The following is a 19342-nucleotide window of genomic DNA, read 5'->3' on the forward strand; positions in this document are numbered from 1 at the left end:
TGTTTCTCAGGGCTTGAACGTATAGGAAATTGAGCGACGCCTCGTCAATGTGAGAACTTGGAGGTGGATGTAAAAAAAAAATCCGACATTGGCCAGCCGTTGAGAAAGTGTTAGGGCTTGAAAGTCAAAATCACATAATAAGAAGCAATCAGGGAGAGATCGAAATGGCGGAGAAGTCCGGCAACACTGCCGCGCGAGTTCATGGCCCGGCCTATCGTCAGAGAGGTTGGTGGCGCGACGAGACGGTTGTCGATGACCTTCGCCGGGCGATCAAGAACCACCCGGACAAGACGGCGATCATCGCGGCCCGGTACTTCGCGAGGGATGTCACGCGGATCAGCTACGCGGAGCTGGGCCGCTCCATGGACCGGTTCGCGGGGGCCCTGCGCGAGCTGGGCGTCGGGCGCGAGCAGATCGTCGCCGTGCAGCTCCCGAACTGGTGGCAGTTCACGGCCGTTGCCCTGGCCTGCGCGCGGATCGGCGCGGTGCTCGCGCCCATCCCGCCCGACTACCGGCGGCGCGAGGTGGAGTTCATCCTGAGCAGGACCGAGGCCCCCGTCTACATCGGCCCCGCGAGCTGGACCGGCTTCTCACACCGCGACATGCTCCGCGAGATGGCTCCGGCGCTCCCGGCGCTGCGGCACCGGATCTTCCTCGGGGCGGGGAGCGGCTTGTCCGACGGTGAGCTGGATTTCGACGCCCACTTCGTCGCCAACACGTGGGAGGAGCGCTACCCCGCCAGTGCCCTGGACGAGCTGTCGGCCCGGGCGGATGACGTGTTCAACGTGCTCTACACGTCCGGCACGACGGGCGAGCCCAAGGGCGTGGTCCACTCGTACAACACCAACTACGCCATCACCCGCGCGCTCAACGAGACGATGGGGCTGGGCGCGGACGACGTCGTCTCCCTGCCGAGCCTCCTCACCGCCTCGAGTGGTTTCACGTATCTCTTCCAGATGCCCGTCCTGCTCGGGGCGACGGCCGTCTACCTGGACGTGGCGGATCCCGACTTCCACCTGAAGCTGATGGAAGAGCATGGGATCTCGTTCATGTATGGGATTCCCACCTACTACCTGAACATGCTCGCGTCGCAGAAGCGCCGGCCCCGGAAGGTCAGCTCGCTCCGGTGTCTGGCCACGGGTTCCACCCCCGTGCCGCCCCACCTCATCGCCGAGGTGCGTGAGGTTTTCGGCGTCCGGCTGCACACGCTCTGGGGCATGACCGAGAACGGCGCCGTCACCATCACCCGCAACGAGGACCCTCCCGAGTGGCCGGCGAACAGCGACGGCGCTCCCGTTCCCTGGATGGAGGTGAAGATCGCTCCGGCCCTCTCCGAGGACGGGACGCCCTTCCCGGATGGCGCGGGACGGCTGCTGGTCCGCGGCGCGAGCCAGTGCCTCGGGTACTTCAAGCGCGAGGACATCTACAACGCGTGTCTGGATGCGGAGGGCTGGTTCGACACGGGCGACCTGGCTCGGGACGATGGGCGCGGGGGCATCCGCATCGCGGGCCGGCTCAAGGACATCATCTTCCGGCACGGGCTGAAGATCCCCGTCGTCGAGGTCGAGTCCGCGCTGTATGCGCATCCCAAGGTGCGCGAGGTGGCCATCGTGGCCCACGCGGATGATCGGATTGGTGGCGAGCGGGTGTGCGCCGTCGTGGTGCCTCGCGAGGAAGCCCCCACCCTCAATGAGTTGCGCGACCACCTCCGCAAGGCCGGCATGTCCGTCTCGTACTGGCCGGACCGCCTGGAGATCATCTCCGAGATGCCGAAGACGCCCTCCGGGAAGATCCGGAAGTTCCTCCTGCGGGAGCGTTTGAAGGAGCAGCCCGGCAGCCCCGCCTGAGCCTGTCTCCCACCGCTGTTTGAAGTCTTCCCGCTGCCTCCGGGCGGCGGGCCTGGCCTTGCCATGCGCGCCCTTCCCCCTCGGGGCGCGGATGTTCCTCTCGTCCCCCCTGCATCCGATTCAGGACTCCCCAGTCACCATGAACGTGCGCCCCCCCTCCGAGAGAACTGGACCGAAGCCGGGCACGCGGCCGGCACGCAGGCCTCCTCCGCTGGTGCCGGTGCCCCGGAGCGTGGCCCCGCCGTTGTCCTTCGCGCAGCAGCGGCTGTGGTTCATCGACCAGCTCGAGCCCGGTGGCTTCACGTACAACGTTCCACTCGCCGCGAGGCTGAAGGGACCGCTCGACGTGGTGGCCCTCGAGCGGAGCCTGTCCGCGCTCGTCCAGCGGCACGAGGCGCTGCGGACGACGTTCCCCCAGGTGGAGGGGCGGCCGGTGCAGCGGATTGCCGCGGAGCTGGGGCTGGCGCCGCGGGTGGAGGGATTGGAGGGCGTCCCCGAAGCCGGACGCGAGGCGGCGGTCCGGCGGCGGGTGGAGGAGGAGGCTCGGCGCCCGTTCGATCTGGAGCGGGGTCCCTTGCTCCGGGTGGGCTTGCTGCGCCTGAAGGCGGACGAGCACGTGCTGCTGCTCGTGATGCACCATGCCATCTGCGATCTCTGGTCGCTGGGTGTGCTGGAGCGTGAGCTGTCCGAGCTGTACGCGGCGTTCTCCGCGGGTGGCGAGCCCATCCCGGCGGCCCTGCCGGTGCAATACGCGGACTACGCGCTGTGGCAGCGGGAGTGGTTGAAGGGCGAGGTGCTGGAGGAGCAGCTCGCGTGGTGGAAGCAGGCACTGGCCGGGGCTGCACCGGCGCTGGAGCTCCCCACGGATCGGCCGAGGCCTCCGGTGCAGTCCTCGCGTGGCGCCCTCTTCGAGCTGGCGCTTCCCCCGGACGTCTCTGGAGCGGTGCGGGAGCTGAGCCGGGAGGCGGGCGTCACGCCCTTCATGACCTACCTGGCGGCCTGGTACGGCCTGCTGGCGCGCTACAGCGGGCAGGCGGACCTCGTGGTGGGGACGCCCATCTCCGGACGCAACGGGCGCGAGCTGGAAGGGCTCATTGGCTTCTTCGCCAATACGTTGGCGCTGCGGGTGGAGGTGTCCGGGGAGGCGAGCTTCCAGGAGCTGCTGGGCCGGGTGCGTGAGTCGTGTCTGGGCGCTTATGCCCACCAGGATGTGCCTTTCGAGCAATTGGTGGATGCGCTCCAGCCCGCGCGAGACCTGAGCCGCACGCCGCTCTTCCAGGTCATGTTCCTCCATCAGGAGACGGCGCCCTTCTCCGGGCTGTCGCTGCCCGGCGGGGTGGTGGAGGCGCTCTCCTTCGAGCCAGGAGTCGCGAGGTTCGACCTGACCCTGATCGTCCGCGAGACGGCGGATGGGCTGGTGAGCCTCTGGGAATACAACACTGACTTGTATGACGAGGCGACGGTGGCGCGGATGGCGTCGCACTACGCGCGGCTGCTGGAGGGGGCTGTGTCCCGCCCGGAGCAGCGGCTGGCCTCACTGCCCCTGATGGACGAGGCGGAACGGCGGCGGGTGCTGGTGGAGTTCAACGACACCAGGGCGCTGTATGCCCCGGCCAGCGGGGTGCACGAGCTGTTCGAGGCCTGGGCGGACAGGACGCCGGAGGCGGTGGCCGTCAGCTTCGGGGAGGAGCGGCTGACGTACGGCGAGCTGAACCGCGAGGCCAACCGGCTGGCGCACCACCTGAGAGGGTTGGGCGTGGGGCCGGATGTGCCGGTGGGCCTGTGCGTCAAGCGCTCGTTGGACCTGGCGGTGGGCGTGTTGGGGATTCTCAAGGCCGGTGGCGCCTACGTGCCGCTGGACCCGGCCTACCCGGCCGAGCGCCTGGCGTTGATGCTCGGGGCTTCCCGGGCGCCCGTGCTGCTCACGCAGCGGCACCTGGCGGACACGCTGCCCCCCGGTGAAGCGAAGCGGCTGTTGCTGGACGTGGAGGAGGGCACCTGGGCCGGGTGCGCCGAGTGCAACCCGGAGCGGGTGTCGGGCCCCGAGGCGCTGGCGTACGTCATCTACACCTCGGGCTCGACGGGAGTGCCCAAGGGGGTGGCGATGCACCACCGGCCACTGCTCAACCTCATTCGCTGGCAGGTTGAGCGCTCGGAGGAGAAGCCCAGGACGTTGCAGTTCTCGGCGCTGAGCTTCGACGTGAGCTTCCAGGAGCTGTTCTCCACGTGGGGAGCGGGTGGAGAGCTGGTGCTCATCCCCGAGGAGCTGAGGCTGGAGGCCAAGGCACTGCTGGAGAAGATGGACAGCAGCGGGGTGCAGCGGTTGTTCCTGCCCTTCGTGGCGCTGCAGAACCTGGCAGAGGAGGCGGACAGGGAAGGGCTGGCACCCAGGGCGCTCAAGGAAGTCATCACGGCGGGGGAGCAGCTCAGGGTGACACCCGCGCTGCGCCGATTGATGAAGATGTTGGGAGGGGTGCTGGAGAACCAGTACGGCCCGACGGAAACACATGTGGCGACGGCTTACCGGCTGGAGGGAGAGCCGGAGCAGTGGCCCGCGGTGCCGAGCATCGGTAGGCCCATCGCCAACACGCGCGTGCACCTGCTGGACGGCAATGGAGAGCCGGTGCCGGTGGGCGTGGTGGGGGAGCTGTACATCGGAGGAACGGCGGTGGCGCGGGGCTACCTGCACCGGCCGGAACTGACGCAGGAGCGCTTCATCCCAGACGGGTACGGGGCGAAGCCGGGAGGGAGGCTGTACCGGACAGGGGACTACGCGCGGTACCTGGCGGACGGGAGCATCGAGTTCCTGGGACGCAAGGACGCACAGGTGAAGGTGCGAGGCTTCCGCATCGAGTTGGCTGAGGTTGAGGCGGTTCTCGCCCGGCACCCGGCAGTCCGAGACTGCATCGTGGAGGCGAAGGAGGCGGACGCCGGAGGCAAGAGGCTGGTGGCCTACGTAGAGGGACGGGGTGAGGGTGCCGAGCCCACCGGGTTGAAGCCCGAGGAACTGCGGACCTGGCTGAAGCAGAGGCTGCCCGAGTACATGGTGCCCTCGGCCTTCATGTGCCTGGAGTCCTTCCCGCTGACACCCAGTGGAAAGGTGGACCGCAAGGCCCTGCCCGCGCCGGACACGGAGACGGTGGGCGCGGAGTACACGGCTCCGCGCACGGCGTTGGAAGAGGTGGTGGCGGGCATCTGGGCGCCGCTGCTGGGCCTGGGGCGTGTGGGCGCGCACGACCACTTCTTCGAGCTGGGCGGGCACTCGCTGCTGGCGACCCAGGTGACGTCACGCCTGCGCGAGGTGCTGAAGGTGGAGCTGCCCGTGCGCGCTCTCTTCGAGGCTCCCACGGTGGCGGAGCTCGCGCGGCGGCTCGAGTCGCTGTCCGGACTGCATCAGGGGCCACGGCCTCCTCCCCTCGTGCCCATGCCGGAGCGTGGGGAACTGCCGCTGTCCTTCGCGCAGCAGCGCCTGTGGTTCCTCGAGCGGCTGTCGCCGGGGGGCTTCGCCTACAACCTCCCCTTCGTGACGCGGCTGAAGGGCCGGCTCGACGTGGCCGCGCTGGAGCGGAGCTTCCAATCCCTGGTGGACCGGCACGAAGCGCTGCGCACCACCTTCGCGGAGGTGGCGGGACAGCCGGTGCAGCGGCTCCTCCCGGCGCTGGTGCTCGCGTTGCCGGTGGAGGGCCTGGAGGCGGTGCCGGAAGGTGAGCGCGCCGGAGCGCTCCAGCGCCGTGTGGAAGCGGAGGTCCAGCGCCCGTTCGACCTGGAGAAGGGCCCGCTGTTGCGCGTGCTGCTGCTGCGCGCGGCGGAGGACGAGCACGTGCTGGTGCTCTGCATGCACCACATCGTCTCCGATGGCTGGTCCATGGGCGTGCTGGTGCGGGAGCTGACCGCGCTGTACCAGGCGTTCTCCGCGGGAACGGAGCCCGCACTGCCGCCATTGCCGGTGCGGTACGCGGACTATTCCCGGTGGCAGCGGGAGTGGCTGAAGGGGGAGGTGCTGGAGGAGCAGCTCGCCTGGTGGAAGCAGCGGCTCGCGGGGGCGCCTCCCGTGCTGGAGTTGCCCACGGACAGGCCGAGGCCTCCGGTACAGCGCTTCCGCGGAGCCACGCTGCGGGTGCGGATGCCTCCCGCGCTCGCCGGAGCCGTCCGGGAGCTGAACCGCCGCGAAGGCGTCACGTCCTTCATGACGTTCCTGGCGGCCTGGCAGGCGCTGCTGGCGCGCTACAGCGGGCAGAGCGACCTCGTGGTGGGCTCGGTCATCGCGGGGCGGGAGCAGCGCGAGCTGGAGGGGTTGATCGGCTTCTTCGTCAACACGCTGGCACTGCGTGTCCAGATCCCCGCGGAGGCGAGCTTCCGGGAGTTGCTGGGCCGGGTCCGCGAGTCGTGCCTGGGGGCCTATGCCCACCCGGACATGCCCTTCGAGCAACTGGTGAATGCCCTGCACCCGGTGCGTGAGCCGGGCCGTGCGCCGCTCTTCCAGGTGATGTTCGCCCTGGAGCAGGCGTCTCCGGCCCTGGCGCTGCGTGGCGTGTCCTCGGAAGAGGTCGCCTACCAGAACGGGCTGGCGAAGTTCGACCTGACCCTCTTCGTCCGGGAGACCGCCGGGGGATGGGAGGGCCACTGGGAGTACGACACCGCGCTGTTCGACGAAGCGACGGTGGCGCGGATCGCGGCCCACTACGTGCGGCTGCTGGAGGGCGCGCTCGCCAACCCCGGGCAGGCGCTGGCGGCCCTGCCCCTGTTGGGGGACGAGGAGCGGCGGCGGATGCTGGTGGAGTGGAACCAGACGCGGGTGGAGTACCCGCGCGACGCCACGGTCCACGGGCTGTTCGAGGCACACGCGGCGCGTCAGCCCGAGGCCTCGGCGGTGGAATACGAGGGCGAGCGGCTGACGTACGCGGAGCTGAACCGCCGGGCCAATCAGGTGGCCAGGCACCTGCGGCGGCTGGGCGTGGGGTCTGGGACGCCGGTGGGACTCTCGGCCCATCGCACGCTGGAGATGATGGCGGCGATGCTGGGCATCCTCAAGGCGGGCGGCGCGTACGTGCCGTTGGATCCCTCGTACCCGCCGGAGCGCCTGGCGTTCATGGTGGAGGACACGGCGGTGCCGGTGGTGCTGGCCCAGCCGGGAGCCATGTCCCGGCTGCCGTCCATGAGCGCGAAGGTGTTGCCGCTGGAGCGCTCCTGGGAGGCGTTCGCGCACGAGGACGCGGAGGATCTCGGGGAGAAGACCGGGCCGGAGGGGATGGCGTATGTCATCTACACGTCGGGCTCGACGGGCCGTCCCAAGGGCGTGTGCATCCCGCACCGGGGCATCATCCGGCTGGTGCGGGACACCCTCCATGTCCGGCTGACGGAGGGGGAGCGGTTCGCGCAGGTGTGCAACACCTCGTTCGATGCGTCGACCCTGGAGCTGTGGGGCGCGCTGGCGAACGGCGGGTGTCTGGTGGGCGTGCCTCGGGAGGTGACGCTGTCTCCGCGGTCGCTCGCCACGTTCATGCGGGAGAAGCGGATCAGCGCGACGGTGCTGCCCACGGCGCTGTTCCACCAGGTGGCGGCCGAGTGCCCGGACGCGTTCCACACGCTGAAGTACGTGGTGTTCGGAGGCGAGGCCGCGGATCCGAAGTGGCTGAGGAAGGTGTTGGAGCGGGGCGCGCCGGAGTTCCTGGTGAATGGCTACGGGCCCACGGAGAACACGACGGCCTCGACGTTCTTCGTGGTGAAGGACGTGCCCGAGGGGGCGGTGTCGGTGCCCATCGGCACGCCGCCGGCGAACGCGGAAACGTACGTGCTGGACGAGCGGATGCAGCCGGTGCCGGTGGGCGTGGCCGGCGAGCTGTATGTCGGTGGAGACGGACTGGCGCTGGGGTACCTGAACCGGCCGGAGCTGACGGCGGAGAAGTTCGTCGCGCACCCGTTCCGCGAGGCACCCGGAGCGAGGCTCTACAAGACAGGAGACCTGGCGAGGTACCTGCCGGATGGAAACCTCGAGTTCCTGGGGCGGCGGGACGCGCAGGTGAAGGTGCGCGGGTTCCGTGTCGAGTTGGGTGAGATCGAGGCGGCGCTGGCGAAGCACCCGGGGGTGGGCGAGGCGGTGGTGGTCGCGAGGGACGAAGGCCCCAGCGGCAAGCAACTGGTGGCCTACGTGGTGCCAATTTCCCCTCGCCCTCCGGGAGAGGGTCGGGGTGAGGGTGCCGAGCCCCCCGGGTTGAAGCCCGAGGAGCTGCGGACCTGGCTGAAGCAGACGCTGCCCGGGCACATGGTGCCCTCGGTCTTCGTGCGGCTGGAGTCCTTGCCGCTCACGCCCAACGGCAAGGTGGACCGGAAGGCGCTGCCCGCGCCGGAGGCGGGGGGGACGGAGCGCGAGGAGTACGTGGCGCCCGGGACGGAGATGGAGCGGGTGGTGGCGGAGCTCTGGGCGTCGCTCCTGAAGCAGGAGCGCGTGGGGGCGCGGGACCATTTCTTCGAGCGGGGAGGTCATTCGCTGCTGGCGGCGCAGGTGGCTTCACGCCTGCGGGAAGCGCTCCAGGTGGAGGTGCCGGTCCGGGTGCTCTTCGAGGCCCCCACGGTGGTGGAGCTGGCGGCGCGGCTCGAGGCGATGCGGGGAGAGAACCAGGGGCAGCGGCTCCTTCCGCTGGTTCCGGCTCCGCGAGGGGATGCGCCACCCCTGTCCTTCGCGCAGCAGCGGTTGTGGTTCATCGAGCAGCTCGAGCCCGGTGGGTTCACCTACAACGTTCCTTATGCCGTGCGGCTGAAGGGACGGCTCGACGTGGCCGTGCTGGAGCGGTGCCTGGGGGAACTCGTACGCCGGCACGAGTCGCTGCGGACGACGTTCGTGGAAGTGGATGGACAGCCCGTGCAGCGGATTGCTCCGGAGCTGGCGCTGCTGTTGCCGGTGGTGCGCTTGGAGGAAGGGAAGGCCCGGGCGTACGTGGAGGCGGAGGCGCGGCGCCCGTTCGACCTGGAGAAGGGGCCCCTGGTGAGGGCCAGCTTGCTGCGCGTCTCGCCGGACGAGCACGTGTTGCTGCTCGTCATGCACCACATCGTCTGCGACATCGGCTCGCTGGAGGTGCTGCTGCGCGAGCTGGAGACGCTGTACCGGGCCTTCTCCGAGGGGACGGCGCCCGCGCTGCCCGCGCTGCCGGTGCAGTACGCGGACTATGCGGTGTGGCAGCGGGAGTGGCTGAAGGGCGAGGTGCTGGAGACGCAGCTCTCCTGGTGGAAGAAGCAGCTCGCCGGAGCGCCCCCCGTGCTGGAGCTTCCGGCGGACCGGCCGAGGCCCCCCGTGCAGATCTTCCGCGGGGCTCTCCTGTCGATGCCACTGCCCGCCTCGCTGTCCGGTGCGCTCCGGGCGCTGAGCCATCGGGAGGGCGTCACGCCCTTCATGACCTTCCTGGCGGGCTGGTACGCCCTGCTGGCGCGCTACAGCGGGCAGGCGGACCTCGTGGTGGGAACGCCCATCTCCGGGCGCAACCGGCGCGAGTTGGAAGGGCTCATCGGCTTCTTCCTCAACACGCTGGCGCTGCGGGTGGAGGTGTCCGGAGAGGGGGGCTTCCGGGAGCTGCTCGGGCGGGTCCGGGAAGCGTGTCTGGGCGCTTATGCCCACCAGGACGTGCCTTTCGAGCAGCTCGTGGATGCCCTGCAGCCCGCGCGTGACCGGAGCCGCTCGCCGCTCTTCCAGGTGATGTTCGTCTACCAGACCGCGCTCTCGCCGATGGCGCTTCCCGGCGTGTCCCTGGACGAGTTCGCCTTCCAGCCCGGAATGGCGAAGTTCGATCTGACCCTGTTCGTGCGAGAGACGGCGGACGGGCTGGTGAGCCTCTGGGAATACAACACCGGCCTGTATGACGAGGCGACGGTGGCGCGCATGGCGGCGCACTACGCGCGGCTGCTGGAGGGCGCCGTGTCTCGGCCGGAGCAGCGGCTGTCCTCACTGCCGCTGATGGACGAGGCGGAACGGCGGCGGGTACTGGTGGAGTTCAACGACACCAAGGCGCTGTATGCCCCGGCCAGCGGGGTGCACGAGCTGTTCGAGGCCTGGGCGGACAGGACGCCGGAGGCGGTGGCTGTCAGCTTCGGAGAGGAGACGCTGACGTACGGGGAGTTGAACCGGAAGGCCAACCGGCTGGCGCACCACCTGCGAGGGTTGGGAGTAGGGCCGGACGTGCCGGTGGGCCTGTGCGTCAAGCGCTCGTTGGACCTGGCGGTGGGCGTGTTGGGGATTCTCAAGGCCGGTGGCGCCTACGTGCCGCTGGACCCGGCCTACCCGGCCGAGCGCCTGGCGCTGATGCTCGGAGCCTCCCGGGCGCCCGTGCTGCTCACCCAGCGGCACCTGGCGGACACGCTGCCCGCCGGTGAAGCGAAGCGGCTGTTGCTGGACGTGGAGGAGGGCACCTGGGCCGGGTGCGCTGAAGGCAACCCGGAGCGGGTGTCGGGCCCCGAGGCGCTGGCGTACGTCATCTACACCTCGGGCTCGACGGGAGTGCCCAAGGGAGTGGCGATGCACCACCGGCCACTGCTCAACCTCATTCGCTGGCAGGTGGAGCGCTCGGAGGAGAAGCCCAGGACGTTGCAGTTCTCGGCGCTGAGCTTCGACGTGAGCTTCCAGGAGCTGTTCTCCACGTGGGGAGCGGGCGGAGAGCTGGTGCTCATCCCCGAGGAGCTGAGGCTGGAGGCGAAGGCGCTGCTGGAGAAGATGGACAGGAGCGGGGTGCAGAGGCTGTTCCTGCCCTTCGTGGCGCTGCAGAACCTGGCGGAAGAGGCGGACAGGGAAGGGCTGGCACCGAGGGCGCTCAAGGAAGTCATCACGGCGGGAGAGCAGCTCAGGGTGACGCCCGTGCTGCGGCGGCTGATGAAGCGGCTGGGAGGGGTGCTGGAGAACCAGTACGGCCCGACGGAGACACACGTGGCGACGGCGTACCGGCTGGAGGGAGAGCCGGAGACGTGGCCGGAGCTGCCGGGCATCGGCAGGCCCATCGCCAACACGCGCGTGCACCTGCTGGACGGCAATGGAGAGCCGGTGCCGGTGGGCGTGGTGGGGGAGCTGTACATCGGAGGAACGGCGGTGGCGCGGGGCTACCTGCACCGGCCGGAACTGACGCAGGAGCGCTTCATCCCAGACGGGTACGGGGCGAAGCCGGGAGGGAGGCTGTACCGGACAGGGGACTACGCGCGGTACCTGGCGGACGGGAGCATCGAGTTCCTGGGACGCAAGGACGCACAGGTGAAGGTGCGAGGCTTCCGCATCGAGTTGGCTGAGGTTGAGGCGGTTCTCGCCCGGCACCCGGCAGTCCGAGACTGCATCGTGGAGGCGAAGGAGGCGGACGCCGGAGGCAAGAGGCTGGTGGCCTACGTAGAGGGACGGGGTGAGGGTGCCGAGTCCCCCGGGTTGAAGCCCGAGGAACTGCGGACCTGGCTGAAGCAGAGGCTGCCCGAGTACATGGTGCCCTCGGCCTTCGTGCGCCTGGAGTCCTTCCCGCTGACACCCAGCGGAAAGGTGGATCGCAAGGCCCTGCCCGCGCCGGAGGTCTCCCGGCAGGAACTCTCGCGCTCGCTCATCGGTCCTCGCACGGCACTGGAGCTTCCAGCTCGTCCGGCTCTGGGAGGAGCTGCTGGGCATCCATCCCATCGGCGTCCAGGACAACTTCTTCGAGCTGGGAGGCAACTCGCTGCTGGTCATCCGGCTGTTGTCGCGCATCCGGGCGGTCACGGGGCGCAGCCTGCCGGTGGCGGCGCTGTTCCAGAACGCGACGGTGGAGCACCTGGCGGGCCTGCTGCGCGAGGAGGCCGGGCCGTGGTCTCCGCTGGTGGAGCTCAACCGGGGCGGAGAGAAGCGGCCCTTCTTCTGCGTCCACCCGGTGGGCGGCACCGTCCTCGGCTACGTGGAGCTGTGCCGTGCCTTGGCGCCGGATCAGCCCTTCTACGGGTTGCAGTCGCGGGGGCTCGAGGGAGACCTCGAGCCCTGCGACTCGGTGCAGGAGATGGCGGCGCTCTACCTCGAGGCCCTCCGCACCGTTCAGCCGCGGGGGCCCTACCTCCTGGGCGGATGGTCGATGGGGGGAAGCATCGCCCTCGAGATGGCCCGGCAGCTCCAGCAGCGCGGGGAGCAGGTGGAGTTGCTCGCACTCATCGACAGCTATGACCTCGCTCCCGCCGTGGCGCGGTTGCCGCCCGAGCAGCGGGAGACCTCGGGGCTGGGGGCGCTGTTCTACAAGGAGCTCGCCCTGGAGGAGGCCACCCTGCAACGGGTGCTCGAGAAGAACCTGCGGGCGGCATGGGCGTACTCGCCGCCCCCCTACGAGGGGCGCATCACCGTCTTCGAGGCGAGCGAGTCCTCCCTGCGCGAGCAGGGCGGAGCGCGGTTCTCCGCCAGCGAGGTGGAGGCCCATACGTTGGAGGGGGACCACTTCTCCCTCCTGCGTGGCGCGCGGGTGGTGGAGCTCGCGGCGCGGCTTGGCACCTGCCTGGAGCGGGCCCATGCCGCTCACCTCGCGCGTCTGGAGACGCGCCGGGCCGCGTCCTGAAGGAGCCCCGAGGCCATGTCCGATTCCACTCCCAGGGCGCCGGTCAACAAGTGGCTCATCACCGTCGCGGTGTCCTGCGGCACCCTGATGGCCACCGTCGATTCGTCCATCGTCAACGTGGCCCTGTCGCAGATCCGCGGCTCGATCGGCGCCACCGTGCAGGAGATCACCTGGGCGAGCACCAGCTTCATCATCGCCACCGTGCTGGTGTTGCCGCTCTCCGGCTTCTTCGGGCGGCTCTTTGGCCAGAAACGCACCTACCTGGCGTTCCTGGGCCTCTTCATCCTCAGCTCGTTGCTGTGTGGGCTGGCCTGGAGCCTGCCCTCACTGGTGGTCTTCCGGACGCTTCAAGGCCTGGGCGCCGGAATGCTCGTGCCCACCGAGCAGGCCATCCTCCGCCAGACGTGGCCTCCCGAGGAGCAGGGCATGGCCATGAGCATCTTCTCGGTGGTGGTCTCCGTGGGCCCCGCCATCGGCCCCACGCTCGGCGGGTACCTCGTCGATAACTTCCATTGGTCGTGGATCTTCCTCATCAACCTGCCCGTCGGAGTGCTCGGCTTCGTGCTGGTGTGGCGCTTCGTCGAGGAGCCCGAGGACGTGCGAGCCGCCAACCAGGCCGCCGCGATGCTCCAGCGCCGCAACATGGACTGGGCTGGAATCGGGCTGATGTGGGTGGGCCTGGCCTCGCTCCAGTTCGTGCTGGAGGAGGGGCAGCACCGGGACTGGTTCGAGTCGCGGGAGATCCTCCTCTTCACCCTGCTGGCCGGCTTCGCCCTGGCGGCCTTCGTCCTGCGTGAGCTCACCGCCGCCGCGCCCGCGGTGGACCTGCGCCTCTTCCGGGAGCCGGTCTTCTCCTCGGGCGTCGTGCTCGGTGGGGTGATGTTCTTCATCCTCATCGCGAACCTGTTCCTGCTGCCCCTCTTCATGCAGGAGCTGCTCGGCTTCACGGCCATGCAGTCGGGCCTGGCGCTCCTGCCGCGCACGCTGGTGATGATCGCGGTGATGCCCATCATCGGGCGCCTGTACAACCGGGTCTCCCCCCGGGTGCTCATGGCGCTGGGGCTGGGCCTCGTCGGCCTGGGCGTCTTTCGGATGATGCGCGTCTCCCTGGACACGGGCACGGGCGACATCGTCGCGTCCATCATGTTGCAGGGGCTGGGCACCAGCCTGCTCTTCGTGCCGCTCAACGTCGTGGTGTTCGACAAGGTGGAGCGCGCCCGGTTGGCGGACGCCGCCGGCCTCAACGCGCTGATGCGGCAGATTGGCAGCTCGGTGGGGCTGGCGCTCTTCGCCACCCTGATGACGCGCTACACCGCGCAGGCCCAGGTGGGGCTCTCCGCCCAGGTGTTCGCCGAGCGCCCCGAGCTTCTCCGAGCGGCTCGCCTCGGCCATGGGCGGGCTCGTGGCGGGCGGAGTCGAAGGCTACGAGGCCGTCGAGGGGAGTCTGCGCCTCCTGTCGGGCACCCTCCAACAGCAGGCGATGCTGCTGGCCTTCAACCGGCTCTTCACGCTCTCCGCGCTGCTGTTCGCGCTGGCGCTGCCGTTGCTGGCCTTCCTCTGGGTCTCGCCGGGCCAGAAGCCCCGGAGCGAGGCGCGGAACGAGGTTCACGCGGATGTGGAGGTCTGACGCGAGATGAGTGCGACCCCCCGATTGGTGGAGAAGGAAGCGCCTGCTCCGGGCCCGGGCCCCGAGGAGGCCGAGCGGAAGCAGCGGGGCCGCCGGGGCGCCATCGTCCTGGGTGCGGTCACCGTGGCGGTGTTCGCGGGCCTCGGCGGCTACGTGCTGCTCACGCGTGGGCAGGAGGCGACGGACAACGCGCAGGTGCAGGCGGACCTGGTGCCGCTCCACACGCGCGTGGGGGGTCCGGTGCTGCGCGTGCTCGTGGAGGACAACGCCCGGGTGAAGAAGGGCGAGGTGCTGCTGGAGCTCGATCCGCGCGAGTACGCCGTCCGCGTCAAGCAGGCCGAGGCGGAGCTGGCCTCGGCGCGGGCGCAGGCTCGGGCGGCCGAGGCGCAGATGGCGGTGGCGGAGGCGAGCGCCCGGGGAGGCCGCTCCAGCGCGCGCGCCCTGGTGTCCACCAGCACGGCGGCGGTGAGCAACGCCGAGGCCCAGGTGGAGGTGGCCCGTGCGGCCCTGGCTCGCGCGGAGGCCGAGGCCTGGCACCAGGCACTGGAACTCGAGCGCGTGGTGCGGCTGCGCGGGGCGGACGTCTCCTCCCAGCAGGAGCTCGACACCGCCCGGGCCTCCCACGAGGCCGCGCAGGCGTCGCTGGCCGGAGCCCGCGCGCAGCTCGCCGCGGCCGAGCAGTCCCGGCAGGTCGCCCTCGGCCGGGTGGCCGAGGCCCAGGGCCAGTTCGATCAGAGCGCTCCCGTGGACGAGAAGATCTCCGTGGCGCGCGCCAGCGCGGAGCTCGCCCAGGCCCGGGTGACCGCCGCCGAGGCCGCGCTGGAGCAGGCCCGGCTCCAGCTCGAGTACACCCGGGTGGTGGCTCCCGCGGACGGCCAGGTGTCGAAGCTGAGCATCCGCGAGGGGCAATTCCTATCGGCCGGGCAGCCGGTGGCGAGACTCGTTCCGCCGCGCACGTACGTCATCGCCAACTTCAAGGAAACGCAGGTAGGGCGCATCCGCCCGGGCCAGCGGGTGGAGGTGAAGGTGGATGCCTTCCCGGGCCGGACGCTGGCGGGCCGGGTGGAGAGTCTCTCCGGCGGAACGGGCGCGAGCTTCTCCCTGCTGCCGCCGGACAATGCCTCGGGCAACTTCGTCAAGGTGGTGCAGCGTGTCCCCGTGCGCATCGCCTGGATGGACACCCCTGAGGAGTTGCCCTTGCAGGCCGGCCTCTCGGCGGAAGTCACCGTCTTTGACTGTCTTTGATGAGCGAAAGAAGAGGTTGGACATGCTGAATGGCGTCATGAGTCTCGCGAAGAATCTCAAGAAGGCGATCCTGGCGGATCCCGAGCGGTTCTATTCGATCGACACGGGTGCATGGGTCTCGGGTCTTCCCAAGCCGCAGGAGATCCAGGTCAAGACGGGCCGTGAGCCCTTGTGGATCAACCTGGGCTATTGGCGCGACGTGGAGCGCGTCGACGAGAACAACTTCGAGCGCGTGGGCGAGCTGTTCAAATCCGCCCAGGCGCAGATGGCACACCTGCTCGCGAAGACCGCGCGCCTGGGCCAGGCCGATGTGGTGTTGGACTGCGGCTTTGGCTATGCGGATCAGGACATTCTCTGGGCCGAGGAATACCGCCCCAAGCGCATCCACGGATTGAACGTCACGCCCAATCAGGTACGGATTGGCCGGGAGCGCGTACGGCTCACGGGTCTCGAGCAGGTGGTCCAGTTGGACGTGGGCTCCGCGACCGCGCTTCCCTTCGGCCCGGGCGAGTTCGACGTCGTCTTCGCGCTCGAGTCCGCCATGCACTTCAAGACGCGGCGTGCGTTCCTGAGCGAGGCGTTCCGGGTGCTCCGTCCGGGTGGACGTCTGGTCATGGCGGACATGTGCCAGAAGACCGATCGGGAAACGGGCTTGGGGCTGCGCCGCCGCCTGCGCCATCGCTATTTTCGGGGCCTGATTGCCTTTCCCGAGGAGAATGTCTGGACGGCCCAGCGGTATGCCACGGAACTGACGTCGGTGGGCTTCCAGAAGGCCCGGCTCGAATCCATCGCGGCGGATGTCTATGGGCCGGTGAATGCCGCGTTCACGGCCCTGCGCGGCGTGACGGCGGCAAGCCGGCAACCCGGCTCGGTCACCCCGGAGCGCATCCGCGCGGATGTCCGCAAGGTCTGGGAGCAGGACCCCGAGCAGTACCAGCACCTCGCCCTGTTCAATTGCGACGACTACGTCGTCGCGTACGCCGAGAAACCCTGAGGCCCCTCATGAACACCCCTCATCCCCCCAGCACGCAGATGCAACAGAGACTCGCCGGCTACTGGAGTGAATTGCTGGGCCTCCAGGAGATCGCGCCGGGAGACCATTTCATCTCCCTCGGTGGCAACTCCCTGCTCGCGACCATGCTCGCCAACCGCATCGAGGAGGATCTGGGGATCCGCCCGATGATGGGAGAGCTGTTCAACACCCTGGAGGAGGTGGCCACGCTCTGTGAGCAGTTGGTCCAGGAGCAGGCGGAGGCGGGGAGATGAGTTACGAGCTGTCCCATCTCCAGGCCCTCGAAGCCGAGTCCCTCTTCATCATCCGGGAAGTGGTGGCCGAGTTCTCACGGCCCGTCCTCCTGTTCTCCGGTGGCAAGGATTCCGCCGTGATGCTGTGGCTGGCGGAGAAGGCCTTCGCGCCCGCACCGTTGCCCTTCCCGCTGATGCACGTGGACACGGGGCACAACTTCCCCGAGGTGCTCGCGTACCGCGACGAGCGCGTGGCCGCCCTGGGCGCGCGGCTCGTGGTGGCCTCCGTGCAGGAGTTCATCGACTCGGGCCGGGTGGTGGAGGAGAAGGGCCCGCGCGCCTCGCGCAACCGGCTGCAGACGGCGCCGCTGCTCGACGGAATCGAGAAGCACCAGTTCGACGCCGTCTTCGGTGGTGCCCGCCGGGACGAGGAGAAGGCCCGCGCCAAGGAGCGTGTCTTCTCCTTCCGCGACGAGTTCGGCCAGTGGGACCCGAAGAACCAGCGGCCCGAGCTGTGGAGCCTCTACAACGGCCGCCACCGCCGCGGGGAGCACATCCGCGTCTTCCCCCTGTCCAACTGGACCGAGATGGACATCTGGCAATACATCTCGCAGGAGCGGATTCCGCTTCCCTCCATCTATTTCAGCCACCGGCGTGAGGTGTTCCGCCGCGACGGCATGCTGATGGCGTGCTCGCCCTACCTGCCGCTGCTGCCGGGGGAGCGGGCCATCCCAGCCCAGGTGCGCTTCCGCACCGTGGGCGACATGACGTGTACCGCCTGCGTCGAGTCCACGGCGTCCACGGTGGAGCAGGTGATTCAAGAGGTCTCCGCTTCCCGCGTGACCGAACGCGGAGCGAGCCGGGCCGACGACAAGTTCAGCGAGACGGCCATGGAAGACCGTAAGCGCGAGGGGTATTTCTAATGGAGCTGCTCAGGTTCGCCACGGCTGGCTCGGTGGATGATGGGAAGAGCACCCTCATCGGCCGGCTGCTCTACGACACGAAATCCATCTTCGAGGATCAGCTCACCTCCGTGGAGCGCACCAGCAAGGCGCGCGGAGACGAGTACACCAACCTCGCCCTTCTCATGGACGGCCTGCGCGCCGAGCGCGAGCAGGGCATCACCATCGACGTGGCCTACCGCTACTTCGCCACGCCCCGGCGCAAGTTCATCATCGCGGACACCCCCGGCCACCTCCAATACACGCGCAACATGGTGACGGGCGCCTCCACCGCGGATCTCGCCCTCATCCTCGTGGACGCGCGCAAGGGATTGCTGGAACAGACGCGGCGCCATGCCTTCATCGCCTCGCTGCTGCGCGTGCCCCATGTGGTGCTGTGCATCAACAAGATGGACCTGGTGGGCTACGACGAGACCGTCTTCGAGTCCATCAAGGACGAGTTCCGCAAGTTCTCCATGAAGCTGGAGGCTCACGGATCTCACCTTCATCCCCATCTCCGCGCTCAACGGCGACAACGTGGTGACGCGCTCGGAGATGATGCCCTGGTACCAGGGCCCCGTGCTGCTGCACCACCTGGAGAATGTGCACATCGCCTCGGACCGCAACCTCATCCAGGTGCGCTTCCCCGTGCAGTACGTGTCCCGGCCCATCTCCAAGAAGCTCCACGACTACCGCGCCTATTCCGGGCAGGTGGTGGGCGGCGTGCTGCGGCCGGGGGATGAGGTGGTGGTGCTGCCCTCGGGCTTCACCTCGCGCATCCGCGCCATCGAGCTGGCGGGCAAACCCGTGGAGGAGGCCTTCCCTCCCATGTCCGTCAACATCTCCCTGACGGATGAGCTCGACATCAGCCGGGGCGACATGCTGTGCCGGCCGGGCAATCCGCCCACCGTCGCGCAGGATCTCGATGCCATGGTGTGCTGGATGGTGGAGCAGCCGCTGCGGCCCGGCGCGAAGCTGGCCATCAAGCACACCACGCGCTCGGCCCGGACCCTGGTCAAGGACATCCAGTACCGGATCGACGTGAACACGCTCCACCGGGACGAGCAGAGCAAGGCCCTCGCGCTGAACGAGATCGGCCGGGTGTCCTTGCGCACCACCGTGCCGCTCTTCTTCGACGAGTACCGGCGCAACCGCCACACCGGCAGCTTCATCCTCATCGACGAGGGGACGAATGCCACCGTGGCCGCCGGAATGATCAACGGTCCAGCGACGTGAACATCGGGTACACCTCCGTGAGTCAGCCAACTTCAGACGCAGCGTCCCAGCGGGGTTTCATTGTCTGGTTCACCGGCATGTCCGGTGCGGGCAAGAGCACCCTCTCCGCGGCCGTCCGCAATCAATTGCAACCTGCCCGCTCCGTGGAGGTGCTCGACGGGGATGAGGTCCGGACCTTCCTCTCGCGAGGGTTGGGTTTCACCCGGCCCGACCGGGAGGAGAACATCCGGCGCATCGGCTACGTGGCCCGGGTGTTGGCCAGACACCGGGTGGCCGTCATCTCCGCCGCCATCTCGCCCTACCGCGAGTCGCGCAACGAGGTGCGGCGGCTGGCCACGGAAGCGGGAATCCCTTTCATCGAGGTGTATGCGCAGGCCAGCCTGGACGCGCTCGTCCACCGGGACGTGAAGGGGCTCTACAAGAAGGCCCTGGCCGGGGAGATTCCGCATTTCACCGGCATCTCGGACCCGTATGAGCCACCCGAGTCGCCCGAGGTGACGGTCCGTACCGACTCGGAGACGGTGGAGGCGGGAGTGGACCGCATCCTCGCCACGCTGCGGGCGCGAGGGCTCATCGTCTGAGCCATTTGAACCGGGTTCGTCCAGGGGGCCTTCCGGCCACGCGCCGTCCCAACTGGTCCAACAATCGGACCAGTTGCCCTCACGCGAGTCCGGA

At 69.1% G+C, this 19342-nt stretch carries 10 protein-coding genes and 2 pseudogenes; all 12 read left to right on the forward strand.

What is annotated here, in order from left to right; translation table 11 throughout:
- Nucleotides 1-164: 164 nt before the first annotated feature.
- The gene (locus ACN28I_RS01835) at nt 165-1847 is read left to right on the forward strand and encodes an AMP-binding protein (protein ID WP_420940451.1); all 1683 of its coding nucleotides are present in this window, start codon (nt 165-167) and stop codon (nt 1845-1847) included.
- Nucleotides 1848-1986: 139 nt separating this feature from the next.
- A pseudogene (locus tag ACN28I_RS01840) lies at nt 1987-11304 on the forward strand (amino acid adenylation domain-containing protein); the annotation flags it as partial.
- Between the two features lie 172 nt (nt 11305-11476).
- Nucleotides 11477-12373 carry an alpha/beta fold hydrolase gene (locus ACN28I_RS01845; RefSeq protein ID WP_420948548.1) on the forward strand — a complete coding sequence of 299 codons (897 nt, stop codon included), beginning with the start codon at nt 11477-11479 and terminating at the stop codon, nt 12371-12373.
- An 87-nt stretch (nt 12374-12460) separates the two neighbouring features.
- Nucleotides 12461-13642: pseudogene (locus ACN28I_RS01850) on the forward strand (DHA2 family efflux MFS transporter permease subunit); the annotation flags it as partial.
- Nucleotides 13643-13763: 121 nt separating this feature from the next.
- Entirely contained in the window at nt 13764-14000 is a 237-nt protein-coding gene (locus ACN28I_RS01855; protein WP_420940452.1) for a hypothetical protein, read from the forward strand.
- A gap of 6 nt (nt 14001-14006) precedes the next feature.
- Nucleotides 14007-15245, forward strand: coding sequence for an HlyD family secretion protein (locus tag ACN28I_RS01860; RefSeq protein WP_420940453.1), 1239 nt, complete (start codon nt 14007-14009; stop codon nt 15243-15245).
- A gap of 22 nt (nt 15246-15267) precedes the next feature.
- The gene (locus tag ACN28I_RS01865) at nt 15268-16239 is read left to right on the forward strand and encodes a class I SAM-dependent methyltransferase (RefSeq protein ID WP_420940454.1); all 972 of its coding nucleotides are present in this window, start codon (nt 15268-15270) and stop codon (nt 16237-16239) included.
- Between the two features lie 8 nt (nt 16240-16247).
- Nucleotides 16248-16511, forward strand: coding sequence for a phosphopantetheine-binding protein (locus tag ACN28I_RS01870; protein WP_420940455.1), 264 nt, complete (start codon nt 16248-16250; stop codon nt 16509-16511).
- Nucleotides 16508-17413, forward strand: coding sequence for a sulfate adenylyltransferase subunit CysD (cysD, locus tag ACN28I_RS01875; RefSeq protein ID WP_420940456.1), 906 nt, complete (start codon nt 16508-16510; stop codon nt 17411-17413). Before ACN28I_RS01870 ends, cysD begins: the two co-directional genes overlap by 4 nt.
- The gene (locus ACN28I_RS01880) at nt 17413-18174 is read left to right on the forward strand and encodes a GTP-binding protein (RefSeq protein ID WP_420940457.1); all 762 of its coding nucleotides are present in this window, start codon (nt 17413-17415) and stop codon (nt 18172-18174) included. The genes cysD and ACN28I_RS01880 overlap by 1 nt, the downstream gene beginning before the upstream one ends.
- A complete protein-coding gene (locus ACN28I_RS01885) occupies nt 18080-18667 on the forward strand; it encodes an elongation factor 1-alpha C-terminal domain-related protein (RefSeq protein ID WP_420940458.1) in 588 nt (195 codons plus the stop codon). The genes ACN28I_RS01880 and ACN28I_RS01885 overlap by 95 nt, the downstream gene beginning before the upstream one ends.
- 17 nt (nt 18668-18684) lie before the next feature.
- Nucleotides 18685-19248, forward strand: a complete 564-nt coding sequence (gene cysC, locus ACN28I_RS01890) for an adenylyl-sulfate kinase (protein WP_420948549.1) — start codon at nt 18685-18687, stop codon at nt 19246-19248.
- The last annotated feature ends 94 nt before the right edge of the window (nt 19249-19342 follow it).

This window comes from Archangium gephyra (genome assembly GCF_049060025.1).
Lineage (GTDB): Bacteria > Myxococcota > Myxococcia > Myxococcales > Myxococcaceae > Archangium > Archangium gephyra_A.